Source organism: Klenkia terrae (assembly GCF_037083865.1).
Taxonomy (GTDB): domain Bacteria; phylum Actinomycetota; class Actinomycetes; order Mycobacteriales; family Geodermatophilaceae; genus Klenkia; species Klenkia terrae.
The window spans coordinates 24,757-41,808 of the sequence record NZ_JBAPLV010000016.1; the positions used below are offsets into that span (position 1 = coordinate 24,757).

The window sequence follows — 17,052 nt, forward strand, 5'->3', positions numbered from 1 at the left end:
CCCCAGGGGCTAGTCGCCGGGGGTGGTGCGGCGCTCGGCCATCGCGGCCAGCCGCGACAGCGCCTCGGTGTTCCGGCGGGCCAGCACGGCGTCGGCCAGCGGGTTGTCCAGGATCTTGCCGGGCCCGCTGACCGGCGCCTCGGTCATCGTGACCCGGGTGCCGCCGTCCTCGCTGCGCAGGTCGAGCTCCACCCGCGCGGCGCCGAACGGCCGGCCCTTGGCCAGCAGCACGAGGCGGCTGGCCGGCTTCGAGACCTCGACGACGGCCTCGTCGTCGAGGGTGACCGGCCAGGTGCCCTGGCTGTGGTGCAGCTTCGCGCCGGCCGCGGGCCACGCCTCCTCGACCGCGCGCATGTGCGAGGCACCGACCACCCAGTTGCTGTAGCTCCAGCCGTCGGCGAGGACGTCCCAGACGGCGGTGGGCGGGGCGGCGACGTGCCGGGAGACGGTGGCCATGCGCCCATCCTCCCGAGGCCGGACCCGTTCCGCACCGGCAGCGCCGCTTGCGCTGGTCAGGCGTTCCCGCAGGCCCACGGCCAGTCCGGCGACGGTGAGCCGGTCGGCTGCACCACCCAGGACCCGGGCCAGCGTGCGGTGCCGGACGCCGCCCAGCCGCAGCCGGAGCTGGACCCGGGTGCCGGTGCCCTCGGGGCGCAGCGCGATCGCCCAGCTGAGCCGGACGTGGTCCCGGGTCGAGATGTGCACGAGCGCGTGCGGCGGGCTCATCTCGTGCGCGGTGAAGGTGGCCTCCCGGCCGCCCCAGTCGGGGATCGTGTCGCCGACCCGCAGGTCCAGCAGCGCGGGGTCCAGGTGCCGCCGTCCGCGCCGGGACGGCGGGGTGACCGCCTCGAACCAGCGCGGCAGGTAGTAGCCGCCGCGCCGCTTGCCCAGCTGCACGAACCAGGGCCAGACGTCGGCCGGGGGCGCGGGCAGCGAGAAGGCGGTGTCCATGACCACCTCGGCGCCGGGGACGACGTCGTCCCCGGGCAGGACCGCGGCGCGCTCGGCGGCGGTCGGGCGGATGCTCACCCCGGCACGTTCGCGCGCAGCTCGGCCAGCCAGAGGGCGGCGGAGCCGTCCGAGGGGGCGCGCCAGTCACCGCGCGGGGACAGCGACCCGCCGGCGCTCACCTTCGGCCCGTTGGGCATCGCCGACCGCTTGAACTGGCTGAACCCGAAGAAGCGCTGGCAGAACACCTCGAGCCAGTGCCGGATCTCGGGCAGGTCGTAGGCGACCCGCTTGGTCTCCGGGTGGCCGTGCGGCCAGTCGCCGGCAGCGGCGTCCCGCCAGGCGTGCCAGGCGAGGAAGGCGATCTTCGAGGGCCGGAACCCGTACCGGAGCACGTGGAAGAGGGTGAAGTCCTGCAGCGCGTAGGGGCCGACGCTGGCCTCGGTGGACTGCGCGGTCTCCCCCGGCACCAGCTCGGGGCTGATCTCGGTGTCCACGATCGACTGCAGCGTGGCGCCGACCTCGGCGTCGAACTGCTGGGTGCCGATCACCCAGCGGATGAGGTGCTGGATGAAGGTCTTCGGGATGCCGCCGTTGACGTTGTAGTGGCTCATCTGGTCGCCGACGCCGTAGGTGGACCAGCCCAGCGCCAGCTCGGACAGGTCACCGGTGCCCAGCACGATGCCGCCGCGCTGGTTGGCGATCCGGAACAGGTAGTCGGTGCGCAGGCCGGCCTGCACGTTCTCGAAGGTGACGTCGTAGACCGGCTCGCCGTCGGCGAACGGGTGGTCGATCTCGTCGAGCATCAGCCGGGCGGTGGGCTGGATGTCCAGCTCCGCCGCGGTCACGCCCAGCGCGCGCATGAGCGCCCAGGCGTTGCCCTTGGTGTGGTCGCTGGTGGCGAAGCCGGGCAGCGTGAAGGCCAGGATGTCGCTGCGCGGGCGCCCGGCCTTGTCCATCACCTGGGCGGCGACGATCAGCGCGTGGGTGGAGTCCAGCCCGCCGGAGACGCCGATGACGATCTTCGGGTCGCCGATCGCGGACAGCCGCTGGGCCAGGCCGGCGACCTGGATGTTGTAGGCCTCGTAGCAGTCCTGCTCCAGCCGGGCGTCGTCGCTGGGGACGAACGGGAACCGCTCCAGCTCCCGGCGCAGGCCCAGGTCGGCGTCCGGCGGGTCGAGGGTGAACTCGACCGTCCGCACCTGCGGTGCGTGGTGCCGGCGGTTGTCGTCGAAGGTGCCCATCCGGGCGCGCTCCTGGCGGAGCAGGTCCAGGTCGACGTCGGCCACCGCGCGCCGGTCGCCGTCGGGGAAGCGGTCGGTCTCGGCCAGCAGGACGCCGTTCTCGTAGACCAGCGTCTGGCCGTCCCAGGACAGGTCGGTGGTCGACTCCCCCTCGCCGGCCGCGGCGTAGACGTAGGCGGCCAGGCAGCGGGACGACGCACTCCGCACCAGCAGCCGACGGTCCTCGGCGCGACCCACGGTGATCGGCGAGCCGGACAGGTTCACCAGCACGGTGGCGCCGGCCAGCGCGGCCTCGGCGCTGGGCGGGATCGGCACCCACATGTCCTCGCAGACCTCGGCGTGCAGCACCAGGCCGGGCACGTCGGTGGCGGCGAAGAGGAGGTCGGGGCCGAACGGGACCTTCTCCCCGTTGATCGTGGTCTCGCCGGTCTGGTCGTCGCCGGGGGCGAGCTGGCGGCGCTCGTAGAACTCCCGGTAGGTCGGCAGGTAGGACTTCGGCGCGACGCCCAGCACCCGCCCGCGGTGGACGACGACCGCGGCGTTGTAGATCCGGTTGAGGTGCCGCAGCGGGGCGCCGACGACCAGCACCGGCAGCAGGTCGCGGCTGCCCTCGACGACCGTCGCCAGCGCGGCCTCGACGGCGTCCAGCAGCGGGTCCTGCAGCAGCAGGTCCTCGATGGAGTAGCCGGACAGCGTCAGCTCGGGGAACACCGCGACGGCGACGCCGTCCTCGTGGCAGGCCCGGGCCTGGCGCAGCACGTTCTCCGCGTTCGCCGCCGGGTCGGCCAGCGCCGTGCGCTGCGTGCACGCCGCCACGCGCGCGAAGCCGTGCCGGTAGACCGAGCTGAACCCCATGGTGATCAGTGTCCCGCCTCCCGGCCCCCGCCGTCCCGCGGCCCTCCCCCGCCCGGGTGGGTAGCGATGATCAGGGGGGTGCACGATGGTCCGTCCTCCTGCACCAGATCTGGTGCGGGAGGACGCAATCCTGCGCACCCCCCTGATCCACGCTGGGGTCAGAAGGGGGCGGTGCCGTCGCGGTCGGTGAAGGTGCCGGTCGGGCCGTCGGCGCCCTGCAGCGCCAGCGCGACGACGGCGTCGGTGCCCTCGGTGACCGTCTGCGGCCCGCTGTTCGCGTTCAGGTCGGTGGCCGTGTAGCCGGGGTCGGCGGCGTTGACCCGGATGCCGGGCAGCGCCTTGGCGTACTGCACGGTCAGCATCGTGACCGCGGACTTGGACGCGGTGTACAGCGGCGCGACCACCGTGGACTCGATCCGCGACGCGTCGTGCACGGCGTGGAACGACCCCAGACCGCTGGTCACGTTGACGATGGCCGGGGCCGCCGAGCCGCGCAGCAGCGGGAGGAAGGCCGACGTCGTCCGGACGATCCCGGCGACGTTGGTGTCGAGCACGGTGAGCGCGTCGGCGCCGGTGAGCTCGGCGGGGTCCGTGTGCGGGCCGGCGATCCCGGCGTTGTTGACGAGCACGTCCAGCCCGCCCGCGGCGCCGACGGTCTGCGCCGCGGCGGCGACGGAGGCGTCGTCGGTGACGTCGAGCTGGACGAAGCGGGCGCCGAGCTCGTCGGCGGCCTGCCGGCCGCGGGTCTCGTCGCGGGCGCCGATCCACACGGTGTGGCCCTCGGCGAGGAGGCGGCGGGCGGTCTCGCGACCCAGGCCCTTGTTGCCGCCGGTGATCAGTGTCGTGGTCATGGCTCCCACTGTGCGTCGGTCCCAGCGGCCGCGCGTGGCCCGGCGCAGCCTGTGGAGTGCCGGTACCAGGCTGCGCGGCCCCGACCGGGCGACACTGGTCCCGTGACCGACGCGCACGGAGAACTCGGCTCGCTGCTGCGGTCCTGGCGCGACCGACGCTCCCCCGCCGACGTGGGGACGCCGACCTACGGCGTGCGCCGTGCCGCCGGGCTGCGGCGCGAGGAGCTGGCGGCGCTCGCCGGGGTGAGCGTGGACTACGTCGTCCGGCTCGAGCAGGGCCGGGCCCGGACGCCGTCCGCGCAGGTGGTGGCCGCCCTCGGCCGGGCACTGCAGCTGGACCGCCACGAGCAGGACCACCTGTACCGGCTGGCCGGCCTGCAGCCGCCCGGCGAGGCGCTGGTGGGCACGCACATCCCGCCCGGGGTGCAGCGGCTGGTGTCCCGGATGGGCGACAACCCGATCGCGGTGTTCACCGCAGCGTGGGACCTGCTGACCTGGAGCCCGACCTGGGCTGCGCTGTTCGGCGAGCCCGCCGGCCGCACCGCGTGGCAGCGCAACCTGGTCGCGCAGGCCTTCCTGGCCGACGCGGCGGTCGGGCAGGTCGGCCGCGCCCGGTACCCCGACGGCGGGGCGGGGTTCCGCGCGTCGCTGGTGGCCGACCTGCGGCGGACCCAGGGCCGGCACCCGCACGACCCGTCGCTGCGGGCGCTGATCGAGCGGCTGCAGAGCGGCAGCCCGGAGTTCGCGCAGCTGTGGCGCAGCGGTGCGGTCGGGGAGCACCTGTCGGAGCAGAAGACGATCGACCACCCGGTGGTCGGCGCGGTCGAGGTGGACTGCGACGTGTTCACCGTCAGCGGGTCCGAGCTGCGGATCGTGACGATGACCGCCGCGACCGGGACGCCGGCGGCCGAGAAGCTGGACTTCCTGCGGGTCTCCGGGGTCAACTCGGTCGCCTGAGACCCCGGCGGGGTGCTTGGGTGCCCGGCATGGCTGCTGCGTTCAGGGACCTGTGCATCGACGCCCGCGACCACCAGGCGCTGGCCGACTGGTGGTGCTCGGCGATGGGGTACGTCCGCAAGGACGCGGCCCAGCCCGACCCGGACGACGACTGGACCCGCCCGGTGGACTGGCCGGTGCCGATCGTCGACCCCGCCGGACACGGCACCCTGATCTGGGTGGTGCCGGTGCCGGAGGAGAAGGTGGTGAAGAACCGCGTGCACTGGGACGTCGTCGGGTCCGTCGAGGAGCTGCTCGCGCAGGGGGCCACGCTGGTGCGCGGCAACGACCGCCCGGCCGACGGCGCGGACACCGACCCCACCACCGGGGCCATCGAGTGGGACGTGCTCGCCGACCCCGAGGGCAACGAGTTCTGCGTCTTCACCCCCCAGCCCTGACGCGTCGAGTGTGCAACCACTGCTGCCTACGGACCCGTGGCACCGCGCTGGTTGCACACTCGGTGAAGCCGGGCTGGTAGACAGCGGCGTGCTCGAGATGCGACCCGGCTGCGAGTGCTGCGACGTCGACCTGCCGCCGTCGTCGACCGACGCCTGGATCTGCTCCTTCGAGTGCACCTGGTGCACCGCGTGCGCGACCGACGTCCTGCACGGGCGGTGCCGCAACTGCGGCGGCGACCTCACCCTCCGGCCCACCCGCGCGCCGGAGAAGCTGGCCGCCGCACCCGCCGGCACGACCCGGGTGCACGCGCCCGACTGCCGCTGAGGACCCGAGGGGCACGATGCGGGCATGAGCGAGCACGCGGGCGAGCGCCCCCTCGAGGCCGGCATCCGCACCGACCTCCGGCAGACGATGAGCTACGGGGCCTACCTCGACCTCGACCGGCTGCTCTCGTCCCAGCACCCGGTCAGCCGGCCCGAGCACCACGACGAGCTGCTGTTCATCATCCAGCACCAGACCACCGAGCTCTGGTTCAAGCTGGTGCTCCACGAGCTGCGCGCGGTCCGCGACCACCTCGACGCCGACGACCCCGCGCGCGCCCGCAAGGGCCTGGCCCGGGTCAAGCACATCTTCCGCACGCTGGCCGAGCAGTGGTCGGTGCTGGCCACCCTCACCCCCAGCGAGTACGCCGAGTTCCGCGGCTCCCTCGGCAGCTCCTCGGGGTTCCAGTCCCACCAGTACCGGGCCGTCGAGTTCATCCTCGGCAACAAGAACGCCGCGATGCTGAAGGTCTTCGACTCGGCCCCCGAGGGGCAGGCCGTGCTCGCCGAGCTGCTGGACTCCCCCACCGTCTACGACGCGTTCCTGGCCCACCTCGCCCGCCGGGGCCACGCCGTCCCCGACGAGGTGCTGCACCGCGACGTCCGGCAGGCCTGGACGATGCACGCCGACCTGGTCCCGGTCCTGCGGGCGATCTACGACGACACCGAGGCGCACTGGCCCGACTACGCCACCTGCGAGGACCTCGTCGACATCGAGGACGCCTTCCAGTTCTGGCGGTTCCGGCACCTGCGCACCGTGCAGCGCACGATCGGGTTCACCACCGGCACCGGCGGCAGCTCCGGGGCGGCCTTCCTGCGCCGGGCGCTGGACCTGACCTTCTTCCCCGAGCTCTACGAGGTCCGCACCGGCATCGGCGCCTCCGCCCAGGTGCCCCCACCCGCCGCGGTGTGATCAGGTGGGACGGCCCGGCCGTCAGTCGGTGAGCCGGTGCAGGCTGTCGGGCAGCTCCCGGGCGTGCAGCACGGCCAGCCGCTGGGTGGCCCTGGTCAGCGCGACGTAGAGGTCGGAGTCCCCGCGCACGCCCTCGGCCAGCACGGCGGCCGGCTCGACCAGCACCACGGAGTCGAACTCCAGGCCCTTGGCCTCGGCCGGGCGCAGCAGCACGGGGCCGGCCGAGGAGTCGGCGTCCGCGCCCGCGGTCGCCCCCGGCAGGACGGCGACCGCGCCGTCGAACAGCGACGGCGGCACGATCACCGCCGTCGTCCCGCCCTTGCCCGCCAGGTCCGCGGTCACCTCGGCCACCCGGTCCAGCAGGTCCCCGGCCGCCACCCGCTCCGCCCGCGGGTGCTCCCCGCTGCTGCGCACCGACGTCGGCGCCTGCAGCTGCGAGCCCGAGGCGGCCAGCACGTCGGCGGCGACCTCCATGATCTCGGTCGGCGTGCGGTAGTTGACCGTCAGCACCGCCTGCCGCCACTGCGTCCGCGCGTGCGGGGTGAGCACGTCGGCCCAGCTCAGCGCCCCGCCCAGGGTGCCGGTCTGGGCCAGGTCGCCGACCACCGTCATCGACAGCGTCGGGCACTTGCGGGCCAGCACCCGCCACGCCATCGCCGACAGCTCCTGCGCCTCGTCGACCACGACGTGCCCGAACGTCCAGGTCCGGTCGGCCGCGGCCCGCTCGGCGGTGGACCGGTAGTCGGCCTCCTCCTCGCGCGCGGCCAGCCCGGCGGCGTCCAGCAGGTCGCCGGCCATCAGCTCCTCGGACTCCTCGTCGTCGTCCGCGTCGTGCGACCGCGACCCGTGCAGCAGGTCCAGCACCCGCTGCGCCTCGTCCACCCCGGCCTGCCGGCGGCGCGCGGCCGCGGCCCGCTCCGCGGAGTCGTCGACGCCGAGCAGCTCGTCGGCCTCCTCGAGCAGCGGGACGTCGGACACCGTCCACGGCGCCCCCCGGTCGCGCACCAGCAGCGCCCGCTCGGCGTCGGTGAGCCCGCGCGCCGCCCGGGCCAGCCGCTCGGGCGAGGAGAACAGGTCGCGCAGCAGGTGCTCGGGCGTGAGCAGCGGCCACAGCTCCTCGACCAGGTCGGCCACCGCGGGCTCCCCGGCGATCTCCCGGCGCAGCGCGCGCCGGTCCTCGGCGTCCAGCAGGTTCTCCCCGCCGCGGACGTCGGAGCCCAGCCGGTCGGCCAGCCGCTGGGCGATGAGGTCCACCAGCCCCCGGTAGAACGCCGGCCGCGCCAGGTTGTGCAGCCGGGAGGCCCGCCGCGCCTGGGTGCGCACCCGGGCGACGTCCCCGGCGCGCAGCCGGATCCGCTCCCGGTCGACGACCACCTCCCGGGTGCCGCGCAGCACGCCCTGCCGGTCCTTGACCGCGGCCGAGACCACCTCGGCCATCGCCAGCCGGCCCTTGACCTCGGCGACCTCGGGGGCGTCCACCACCGTCGTCGAGAGGCCCGGCCGCAGCTGCCCCAGCCCGGCCATGACCACGCCGGTCTCGCCGAGGGCGGGCAGCACGTCGGCGATGTAGCGCAGGAACGTCGGGGTCGGCCCGACGACGAGCAGCCCGCTGCGGGCCAGCCGGTCGCGGTGCGTGTAGAGCAGGAACGCGGCGCGGTGCAGCGCGACGGCGGTCTTGCCGGTCCCCGGCCCGCCCTGGACGACGAGGATGCCGCGGGCGTCCGAGCGGATGATCGTGTCCTGCTCGGCCTGGATGGTCCGCACGATGTCGGTCATCCGGCCGGTCCGCTCGGCGGTCAGCGCCCGCAGCAGCGCGGCCTCGCCGGTCAGCCCGCGGTCGTCGGCCTCCTCGCCCTCGGCGAGCACCAGCACCTCGTCGTCGACCCCGGTGACCCGCCGGCCCGCCGTCCGGATGTGCCGGCGGCGGGCGATGCCCTCGGGCCGGAACGGGGTCGCGGTGTAGAACGGCCGGCTGGCCGGGGCCCGCCAGTCCACCAGCGCAGGGTCGCCGCCGGCGTCGTCGGCGGGCAGCCCGGTCCGCCCGACGTACAGCGGCTGCTCGACCTCCGTGCGGTCCAGCCGGCCGAGCACCAGGCCGGCCTCGGCGGCGTCCAGCTGCACGATCCGGGTGCCGTGGAAGCGGACCGCGGCCTCCTTCTCGCCCATGGCCTGCGGGTTGTCCACCAGCGGTGCGGAGATGGCCTGCTGCCGGCGGGTCACCGCCAGCTCGCGGGCGGCGTCCAACCGGGCGTAGAGACCGGTGACGTGCTGCTGCTCCTCGGCGAGGCGGGGGTCGGTGCTCGGCACGTGCAGTTCTCCTCCGGTGGGGCGGGCCCGTCGAAGGTAGTCGGGTCCCGCCCACCGCGTCGGTCAGCCGGTCGCGACCCGCCCCAGGACGGCGTCCAGCGCACCGGCCAGCCAGGTCCGGGCGTCGTCGGCCGAGGCCGGCGGTGCCGCGTGCCGGGCCGCGACGTAGAGGTCCGGGCGGACCAGCAGGACGCCGCCGTCGCCGATCTCGCGCAGGTCGGCCCAGGTGCCGTACGGGTCGTCGACCGGCAGGCCCGGCCCGATCGCGACCGGCGTGATCTCCAGCCCGCGCTCGGCGCCGAGGGCAGCGGCGGCCTCGATCCAGGACTCCCCGCCGACCCCGGTGACCACGGCGAACCTGCCCTTGCCGGCCAGGTCCAGCGTGGAGACCTCGCGGCCGCCGCGGGTGACCCAGGTGTGCGGCAGCTTGGCGCCGGGCCAGGTGGTGGCCTGGGCGTAGAGCTGGGCGTCCCGTCGGTACTCCGGCATTGGCGTCCCGTCCGGGACCACCGCGGCCGAGGCGTAGCGCTGGTTGTGCTCGACGCCGTGCGCGTCGAACTCGTAGGCCTTGTAGGCGATCGCCTCGCGGACGGCGGCCCGGATCCGGTCGCCCTCGGGGCCCGGCGCCCGGCGCAGCGCGAGCTGGCGGTCCAGCGCCTCGGTGTCGGTGGTGTCGGTCAGCTCGAACGCGGCCATGATCCGGCCGGTGTCGGCGATCGACTGGTTGGCCCGCTCCACGATCTGCCGCGCGATCGGGGCCCGCTCGGCGTCGTAGGAGTCCAGCAGGGCCGGGTCCGCCGTCCCCGCGACCACATGGGCGAGCTTCCAGGCCAGGTTGTAGGCGTCCTGGATCGAGGTGTTGGAGCCCAGGCCGTTGGTCGGCGGGTGCCGGTGGATGGCGTCGCCGGCGCAGAACACGCGGCCCTTCGAGATCGTGGTCGCGAAGTGGTGGTTGACCGTCCAGGGTGAGCCCTTCAGGACCTCCATCTCGAAGTCGTCGGTGCCCACCAGGCCCACGGCCAGCTCGCGGACGAACTCGTCGGTCAGCTCCGGCGGGCCGTCGGCGACCGCGTAGCCCCACATGAGCATCCACTCGGTCCAGGGCTTGATCATCCGGAGCACGCCCAGGCCCACGCCCTCCTTCTCCGCGCCCGGCTGCAGCATCCAGTAGAGGACCGACGGCCGGTGCTCGACCAGGTGGGTCAGGTCGGCCCGGAACACGATGCCCAGCGCACCGCCCACCGCACCGGGGCCCTCGTAGGGCAGCTCCAGGTCGGCGGCCACCTGGCTGCGCGCGCCGTCGGCGCCGACCAGGTAGCGCGAGCGGATCTCGTACTCCAGGCCGGTGAGCCGGTCGCGCACGGTGGTGGTGACGCCCTCGTCGTCCTGCACGTGGCGCACGTACTCGGTGTCGAACCGGACGGTCGCGCCGCGGTCCTGGGCGGCCTTCACGATCACCGGCTCGGTGATCGTCTGCGGCGCGTCGAGCATCGTGCACGGGCTGGCGTGGGCGTAGTCGGCGTGCCGGACGACGTCGGTCCCCCACGACGGGATCCGGCCCAGCTCCTCACCGGCCAGCGAGGTGCAGAAGGTCGTCGTCCCCATCAGTTCCCACGGGGTGGCCAGCGCCATCAGCGTCTGCTCGACGCCCATGTCGCGCAGGGTCTCCAGCGCCCGCTGGTTGGTGATGTGCGCCCGCGGCTCCTGCGAGAGCCGCGAGTACTTGGTCACGACGAGCACGCGGGTGCCGTAGGTGGCCAGGAACAGGGCGCTGGCGGCCCCGGCCGGGCCGGAACCCACCACCAGGACGTCGGTCTCCACGGGCACGGGGGCACTCCTCTGCGGTGAGGTGACCGCGATCACGGCCGACCGCGACACTGGTTGAACGCTCGACCACTGTCAAGGTCGACCTAGGCTGCACAGGTGACCGTGCTCCCCGCCGCCGAGGCCGCCGCCCGGGCCGCCGCGCACCGGGAGCGGCTGCTGACCTGGGTGGGGCCGCACCTGGAGCGGCGCCGGCGGCACGAGGCGCACCCGGTCCTGGACTTCCTGTTCACCTACTACTCGGAAGCCCCGGCCCGGGTGCTGCGCTGGCACGCCGGCGTGGGCGCCTCGGTCACCGGCGAGCTGGCCGACGAACGGCTCGGCTGGCCGATGTACGCCGTGCTGCCCGACGGCTCGGTCGGGCTGGACGTCGAGGCGTTCCGCGCCAAGCGGGGGACGTCGGCCGGCTGGGTCGCGGGGTTGCTGCGGTCGACGGCGTCCCGGTCCGGGCAGTTCGGCTGCTTCGGGCTGCACGAGTGGGCGATGGTGCACCAGGCCCCGCCGCGGCACGACGCCGTCCCGCTGCGGCTGGGGTCGGCCGGCACGGACGCAGTCGTGGAGTCCCACCGCCTGCAGTGCACGCACGTCGACGCCTACCGGTTCTTCACCCCGTCGGCCGCCCCGCGCAACGCGCTCACCCCGACCCGGGAGACGCAGGCCGCCCTCGAGCAGCCGGGTTGTCTTCATGCCGGGATGGACCTCTACAAGTGGGCCTACAAGCTCGCCCCCGCCGTCCCGGGCGAGCTGCTGGCCGACTGCTTCGCCCTGGCCGTGGACATCCGGGAGCTCGACATGCGGGCCAGCCCCTACGACCTCGCCGACCACGGCTACGCCCCGGTCGCGATCGAGACGGCGGCCGGCAAGGCGGAGTACGCGGCGGCCCAGCGCGGCTTCGCCGCCCGGGGTGCCGCCCTGCGGGAGCGGTTGGTCGCCGTCTGCGACGCCGTCCTCGGTTAGGGCAGGCCGCGCAGCCAGTCGGCGATCGCCGTCCCCAGCTCGTCGGGGCTGTCCTCCGGGACGAAGTGGTTGCCGGGCACCTGCACCTCGGTGAGGTTCGGCCAGCGGCGCACCAGCTCCCGCTGCCGGCCGACCAGGATCGAGCCCGGGTCGGCGTCCACGAACAGCTTGGGGACGTCGGAGGTCGCCAGCCACTCGCCGTAGGTGTCCACGACGTCGTGCACCTTCGGCGGCACGTGCTCGATCGGGATGTTGCGCGGCCACTCCAGCGTGGGCCACCGGCTCTCCGGGGTCGGGTAGGGCGCCCGGTAGCGGTCGTGCGCCTCCGGGGAGAGCCCGTGCAGCGTGGACGCCGGCAGGATCCGCTCGACGAAGGTGTTGCGCTCCAGCACCAGCTCCTCGCCGTGGTCGGAGCGCATGCCCTGGAAGACGCTCTTGGCCGCCCGCGGCCAGTCCGCCCACAGCAGGGGCGTCACGATCGTCTCGGTGAACGCGATCGCCCGGACCTTCTCGGGGTTCCGCCGCGCCCAGTCGAAGCCCAGCGCACCGCCCCAGTCGTGCAGCACCAGGGTGACCCGGTCCCCGACCTGGACCTCCGCCAGCAGGTCGGCCAGGAACTCGGCGTGGGTGGCGAAGGAGTAGGTGCCGCGCCCGGGGTCGGGCAGCTTGTCCGACTCGCCCATGCCGATCAGGTCCGGCGCGATGCAGCGGCCCAGCCCGGCCAGGTGCGGGATGACGTTGCGCCACAGGTAGGACGACGTCGGGTTGCCGTGCAGGAGGACGATCGGGTCGCCCTCCCCGGTGTCGACGTAGGCCATCTCGTGGTCCTTGATCCGGACCCGCGAGCGGGGGTACCGGTCCTCCGGTGACACCGTCATCACCCGATCGTGCGCCGTACCCGGGCAGTCCCGCGACCCGGGCCCGGCTGTGCCAGGGTGCAGGGCGTGACCGACGAGGCCGCCGTCCGCCGTGCCCCGCGCCGCCGTGCCCTGGTGCTGGCGGGCGTCGTCGCCGTGGCCCTGGCCGCGTTCGCGTGGGTCACCAGCCAGCGGGCCGACCCCCGCGACCTCGTCGTCGCCTACCTGGACGCGATCGCCGCCGGTGACGTCGACGCGGCGAACGCGCTGGCCACCGATGGCGTCTTCACCGGCAGCGGCCTGCCCGCGCCCGGCTCGATGGACGACGCCGACCTCGTCCGCGCCGTCCAGGTCGGGGACGACGGCCGCGACACCTCCGTCTCCCCCTACTCGGGGGCGGACTACCGGGCGCTCGGCTTCGACGTCAGCTACGAGCTCGCCGGGGAGCAGGTGTCGGGCACCGTCTTCGTGGAGCGGACCGGCGGCTCGTGGCTGCGGCCGGAGTGGCGGATCCGGGGGTCGCTCGCCCAGCCGGCCCGCCTGTCGGTGCTGCAGCCCCTGCAGGAGGTCGACGTGACGGTGGGGTCGACCGCGGTCACCACGAGCGCCGGCAGCACGGTCACCGAGGTGCCGCTCTACCCGGGCACCTACCGGGTGGTCCCCGACCCCGACGCGCCCGTCGTCCTGGACCCGCAGGAGGTGGCCGTGGGCGAGGACGGACCGTTCCTGCTCCTGGAGGCCTCCGCCGAGCAGCTCCGCGCCGGGGCCGGGGCGGACCTGCTCGCCGCCGCCTCCTCGGCCCTCGACCTGTGCGCCGAGCGGGCCGACGACCGCCTCTTCTGCGACGACGGGGCGTACGCGAGCGCCGACGACACCGCGGGCCGGGTGTCCTGGCGGGTCGACGGCGCCGTCGACCTGGACCAGGAGGCGCGGTTCGGCCAGACGTGGCGCACCGCCGCGACCGTCGTCGCGAGCTGGACCGACCCCGACGGCACCGCCCGCGAGCAGCGGTTCGCCCTCACCGGCCAGGCCACCGTCCGCGCGGTCACCCCCGACGGCGTCCAGGTCGTCGCGGGCTGGACCGACTCCGCCGACGCCTGATTCCGCCGCAGGGCTTGACCCTCACGCCGCCAGAAGGACCCCCTCGCCCCCCACCCCACGCTCCGCGCGGCGCGGGCCCCTGCGAGGGGGCCGACGAGAAGGGTGTTGACCCTGACGCGGCGTCAGGCACTTCCATCGTCGGTGTCAGGGAGGAGGAGGCATGAGCCACACGGTGGGTGAGCTGGCCGCGATGGCCGGGGTCACGGTGCGCACGCTGCACCACTACGACCGGATCGGGTTGCTGACCCCGTCCGGCCGCACCCCGGCGGGCTACCGGGTCTACGACCTGCACGACGTGGACCGGTTGCGCCAGGTGCTGCTCTACCGCGGGCTCGGCTTCGGCCTCGAGGAGATCGGTGCACTGCTGGACGACCCGGACGTCGACGCGGGTGAGCACCTGCGGCGGCAGCACCGGCTGCTCCTGGAGCAGCGGGACCGGACCGACCAGATGGTGCAGGCCGTGGAGAAGGAGATGGAGGCACGCTCGATGGGCATGGCGATGACACCGGAGGAGAAGCTCGAGGTGTTCGGGGACTGGCTCCCCGAGGAGTACGCCGACGAGGCCGAGCAGCGGTGGGGCGAGACGGAGGCCTGGGCGCAGTCCCAGAGCCGGACGTCGGGCTACACCAAGCAGGACTGGCTGGACGTCAAGGCCGAGTCCGACGACGTCGAGCGCCGGTTCGCCGCCGCGATGACCGAGGGCGCCCCGGCCGACGACGAGCGCGCGATGGACCTGGCCGAGGAGCACCGGCAGCACATCAGCCGCCGGTTCTACGACTGCTCGCCGGAGATGCACGCCGGCCTGGGCGAGATGTACGTGGCCGACGAGCGGTTCACCGCGTACTACGAGGCGATCGCCCCGGGCCTGGCCCGGTACGTGGGCACGGCCTGCGTGGCCAACGCCGCCCGCCAGGCCTAGAACCGGAACGGAGTCGTTCTCACCCGCCGGGGGTGGGACGACCCCGTACCGGTCAACCCGGGCCACCGCCGCACCGACAACCGTCGGGGGCGCCCCCCCCCCCCCCGCCCCCCCCCCCGACCGGGGAGGGCGACGATGCACCGCACGCACCGCCGCACCGGCACCCGGTGACCGCGCCGCCCTCGACCGCACCCCCGGTCGTGGCCGCGCCACCCCTCCGCCGGCCCGGTCTGCACCGGGCGACCTCGGGCCGGGTGCTCCGCGCGACGGCCGTGGTGCTGGTCGCCTGGGCCGCCGTGCTGGCCACGACCCCGGCCCAGGCTCCCTGGCGGGTCGCCCTGGACGTCGCCGTCCTCGGCGGCGTGCACGGCCTGGCGGCCCTGGTGGCGCTGCGCGACCGGCAGCCGGGCTCCCCCGGCGCCGTCCCCCGCACCGCCCTGGGCGTCGGCCTCGCCGCCCTCGCCGTCGCCGCGGTCGCCGGCCGGCTCAGCCACCCCGAGCACCGCGGGCCCGGCACCTGGGTCCTCGACGGCCTGCACCTCACCGGCCAGCTCGGCGTCGCCGTCCTGCTGCTGTCCCTGGTCCTCCCGCTGCGCGGCCGACTCGTCGTCGCCGGCCTCGGCCTGGACGCCGTCAGCACGACGCTGGGCCTGAGCGCCGTCGCCGGCACCGTCGTGCTGATCGGCATCGGGGACGACGGCACCGACCTCGCGACCCGGGTGGTGCTCGTCCTCACCGGCGTCGACGTCGTCCTGGTGGCCGGCGCGGTGGCCCTGTTCTCCGTGCTGCGCCCGAGCCGGCACGGCGTCGTGCTGCCGGTGCTGCTGGGCGCCGCCCTGGTGCTGGCCGCCGACCTCACCGCCGGGTACTCCGTGCACCGCGGCGGTGCCCTCTCCCCGCCCGCCGCCTACCTGCTCACCGCCGCCGCCTGCCTGGCGCTGGCCGCCGCGGTGACCCGGCCGGTGGGCGGCACCGCCGCGGTGGTCCCGCTGGGCGCGGTGGACCGGCTGCGCGCCTGGTCCACCGTGCTGCCCTTCGCCGGCACCGGCGCGAACCTGCTCGCCCTGGTCATCTCCGCGGTGGCCCCCGTCCCCGCCGGGTGGGCGCTGCTGCAGGTGCTGGCCGCGGCGGGCTGCCTGGGCGTCGTCGCGATCCGGTTCCAGGTGACCGTCCGGGTGGCCCGCACGGCGCTGGAGCAGCTCGAGGACGCCTTCACCGACCCGCTCACCCGGTTGCCCAACCGGCGCGGCCTGGCCGCCCGGGTGGACCACTGGCTGGTCGGGCCGGAGCCGGTCACCGTGCTGGCCGTGGACCTGGACGGCTTCCGCCGGATCAACGAGGAGGCCGGCCACGAGACCGGGGACCGGGTGCTGCAGCGGGTCGCCGCCCAGCTGACCGAGCTCGCCGCCCCGGGCACCGTGGTCGCCCGGATCGACGGCGACGACTACGCCCTGGCCTTCCTCGGGGACGACCCGGCCCGGGCCTCGCTGCTGGCCGCCCAGGTCCGCGACGTGCTGGGCCGCCCGTTCGACCTGGACCGGCACCGCCTGCACCTCACCGTCAACGTGGGGACGGCGGTCAGCCACCTGCTGCGCGACGCCCTGGGCGGCTCCGGGGGGCCCTCGACCGACGGCCTGCTGCGGTGCGCGGACCAGGCGCTCGCGCAGGCGCAGGCCAGCACCAGCGGCACCGCCGTGCACGACGCCGGCAGCTGCAGCCAGACCACCCAGGACTCGGTGCTTGCCTGGGTCGACGACCTGCACGCCGCGCTCGCCGCCGACGACCAGCTGCTGCTGCACTTCCAGCCCCAGCACCGGATCGCCGGGACCGGCACCGGCTCGGTGGCCACCGTCGTGGGCTGCGAGGCCCTGCTGCGCTGGGCGCACCCGACCCGCGGCCTGCTCGGGCCCGGTGAGGTGCTGCGCGCCGCCGAGCACGGCCACCTGTCCGACGCGGTCACCGAGCGGGTCCTGGACCTGGCGCTGCACGCCGCCGCCGGGTGGTGGGCCGACCGCGAGGTGCCGGTCGCGGTCAACCTGAGCGCCACTGACCTGGACGACGAGCTGCTGCCGCACCGGATCGCCGACGCCCTGGACCGGCACGGCCTGCCCGCCCGCGCGCTCACCGTCGAGGTGGTCGAGGACACCCTCATGCTGGACCCGGACCGGGCGCTGCAGACCCTCACCGCGCTGCGCTCCATCGGCCTGCGGATCGCGGTGGACGACTACGGCACCGGCTACAGCTCGCTGGCCTACCTGCACCGGTTGCCTATCGACGAGGTCAAGTTCGACCGCTCGCTGACCGCCGGCATCTCGGCCGACCCGGCCGCCGCGGTCATCGTCGGGCACAGCATCCGGCTGGCCCACGACCTGGGGCTGTCGGCGCTGGCCGAGGGCATCGAGGAACCGGCCGACCTGGAGCTGCTGCACCGGCTGGGCTGCGACGCCGTCCAGGGCTGGCTCACCGGCCACCCGCTGCCCGTGCACGGCTGGGTGGGCACGCTGGACCTGGGCCTCCCGCTCCCCCGCAGCTGACCCCCGGCGGGCCTTGCCCGCGCGCCC

At 75.1% G+C, this 17,052-nt stretch carries 14 protein-coding genes; 8 read left to right on the forward strand and 6 right to left on the reverse strand.

Features of this window, described 5'->3' with window-relative positions; genetic code table 11:
• Positions 1-9: 9 nt before the first annotated feature.
• The 3 genes from UXQ13_RS14895 to UXQ13_RS14905 form a co-directional block, all read right to left on the reverse strand.
• Positions 10-1,029, reverse strand: coding sequence for an SRPBCC family protein (locus UXQ13_RS14895; protein WP_225234034.1), 1,020 nt, complete (start codon positions 1,027-1,029; stop codon positions 10-12).
• Positions 1,026-3,047 (reverse strand): NAD(+) synthase, encoded by a 2,022-nt coding sequence (locus tag UXQ13_RS14900; RefSeq protein WP_225234033.1) that lies wholly within the window; start codon positions 3,045-3,047, stop codon positions 1,026-1,028. The genes UXQ13_RS14895 and UXQ13_RS14900 overlap by 4 nt, the downstream gene beginning before the upstream one ends.
• A gap of 158 nt (positions 3,048-3,205) precedes the next feature.
• Entirely contained in the window at positions 3,206-3,898 is a 693-nt protein-coding gene (locus UXQ13_RS14905; protein WP_225234032.1) for an SDR family NAD(P)-dependent oxidoreductase, read from the reverse strand.
• Positions 3,899-4,000: 102 nt separating this feature from the next.
• On the opposite strand from UXQ13_RS14905, the gene UXQ13_RS14910 reads away from it, so the two are divergent.
• From UXQ13_RS14910 to UXQ13_RS14925, 4 genes are all read left to right on the forward strand, one after another.
• Positions 4,001-4,855 carry a helix-turn-helix transcriptional regulator gene (locus UXQ13_RS14910; protein ID WP_225234031.1) on the forward strand — a complete coding sequence of 285 codons (855 nt, stop codon included), beginning with the start codon at positions 4,001-4,003 and terminating at the stop codon, positions 4,853-4,855.
• A 29-nt stretch (positions 4,856-4,884) separates the two neighbouring features.
• A complete protein-coding gene (locus UXQ13_RS14915; RefSeq protein WP_225234030.1) occupies positions 4,885-5,292 on the forward strand; it encodes a VOC family protein in 408 nt (135 codons plus the stop codon).
• A gap of 97 nt (positions 5,293-5,389) precedes the next feature.
• Positions 5,390-5,617: a DUF1272 domain-containing protein gene (locus UXQ13_RS14920; protein WP_225236055.1), complete on the forward strand. Its 228-nt coding sequence runs from the start codon at positions 5,390-5,392 to the stop codon at positions 5,615-5,617.
• Positions 5,618-5,641: 24 nt separating this feature from the next.
• The gene (locus UXQ13_RS14925; RefSeq protein WP_336392500.1) at positions 5,642-6,526 is read left to right on the forward strand and encodes a tryptophan 2,3-dioxygenase; all 885 of its coding nucleotides are present in this window, start codon (positions 5,642-5,644) and stop codon (positions 6,524-6,526) included.
• 21 nt (positions 6,527-6,547) lie between these two features.
• Here the strand turns inward: UXQ13_RS14925 and UXQ13_RS14930 are convergent, their stop codons facing one another.
• Both UXQ13_RS14930 and UXQ13_RS14935 read right to left on the reverse strand, forming a co-directional pair.
• Complete coding sequence (locus UXQ13_RS14930) at positions 6,548-8,833, reverse strand: HelD family protein (protein ID WP_225234028.1); 2,286 nt, start codon at positions 8,831-8,833, stop codon at positions 6,548-6,550.
• 63 nt (positions 8,834-8,896) lie between these two features.
• Positions 8,897-10,660 carry an FAD-dependent oxidoreductase gene (locus UXQ13_RS14935; RefSeq protein WP_225234027.1) on the reverse strand — a complete coding sequence of 588 codons (1,764 nt, stop codon included), beginning with the start codon at positions 10,658-10,660 and terminating at the stop codon, positions 8,897-8,899.
• Positions 10,661-10,756: 96 nt separating this feature from the next.
• Here UXQ13_RS14935 and UXQ13_RS14940 point away from each other — a divergent pair, with 96 nt between their 5' ends.
• A complete protein-coding gene (locus UXQ13_RS14940) occupies positions 10,757-11,614 on the forward strand; it encodes a 3-methyladenine DNA glycosylase (protein ID WP_225236147.1) in 858 nt (285 codons plus the stop codon).
• On the opposite strand, the gene UXQ13_RS14945 is transcribed toward UXQ13_RS14940, so the two are convergent.
• On the reverse strand, positions 11,611-12,492 hold the full coding sequence (locus UXQ13_RS14945) for a haloalkane dehalogenase (RefSeq protein WP_225236146.1): 882 nt from the start codon (positions 12,490-12,492) through the stop codon (positions 11,611-11,613). The two genes, UXQ13_RS14940 and UXQ13_RS14945, sit on opposite strands and share 4 nt — an antisense overlap.
• A 66-nt stretch (positions 12,493-12,558) precedes the next feature.
• Here UXQ13_RS14945 and UXQ13_RS14950 point away from each other — a divergent pair, with 66 nt between their 5' ends.
• From UXQ13_RS14950 to UXQ13_RS14960, 3 genes are all read left to right on the forward strand, one after another.
• Entirely contained in the window at positions 12,559-13,572 is a 1,014-nt protein-coding gene (locus tag UXQ13_RS14950; RefSeq protein ID WP_336392501.1) for a hypothetical protein, read from the forward strand.
• Positions 13,573-13,732: 160 nt separating this feature from the next.
• The gene (locus UXQ13_RS14955) at positions 13,733-14,491 is read left to right on the forward strand and encodes a MerR family transcriptional regulator (RefSeq protein WP_225234026.1); all 759 of its coding nucleotides are present in this window, start codon (positions 13,733-13,735) and stop codon (positions 14,489-14,491) included.
• Between the two features lie 167 nt (positions 14,492-14,658).
• The gene (locus UXQ13_RS14960) at positions 14,659-17,025 is read left to right on the forward strand and encodes a putative bifunctional diguanylate cyclase/phosphodiesterase (RefSeq protein WP_225234025.1); all 2,367 of its coding nucleotides are present in this window, start codon (positions 14,659-14,661) and stop codon (positions 17,023-17,025) included.
• The last annotated feature ends 27 nt before the right edge of the window (positions 17,026-17,052 follow it).

Excerpts from the sequence above, each read along its gene's own strand:
- UXQ13_RS14915 (WP_225234030.1), top strand. The coding sequence starts at position 4,885 with ATGGCTGCTGCGTTCAGGGACCTGTGCATCGACGCCCGCGACCACCAG.
- UXQ13_RS14920 (WP_225236055.1), top strand. The coding sequence starts at position 5,390 with ATGCGACCCGGCTGCGAGTGCTGCGACGTCGACCTGCCGCCGTCGTCG.
- UXQ13_RS14925 (WP_336392500.1), top strand. The coding sequence starts at position 5,642 with ATGAGCGAGCACGCGGGCGAGCGCCCCCTCGAGGCCGGCATCCGCACC.
- UXQ13_RS14900 (WP_225234033.1), bottom strand. The coding sequence starts at position 3,047 with ATGGGGTTCAGCTCGGTCTACCGGCACGGCTTCGCGCGCGTGGCGGCG.
- UXQ13_RS14955 (WP_225234026.1), top strand. The coding sequence starts at position 13,733 with ATGAGCCACACGGTGGGTGAGCTGGCCGCGATGGCCGGGGTCACGGTG.
- UXQ13_RS14945 (WP_225236146.1), bottom strand. The coding sequence starts at position 12,492 with ATGACGGTGTCACCGGAGGACCGGTACCCCCGCTCGCGGGTCCGGATC.
- UXQ13_RS14905 (WP_225234032.1), bottom strand. The coding sequence starts at position 3,898 with ATGACCACGACACTGATCACCGGCGGCAACAAGGGCCTGGGTCGCGAG.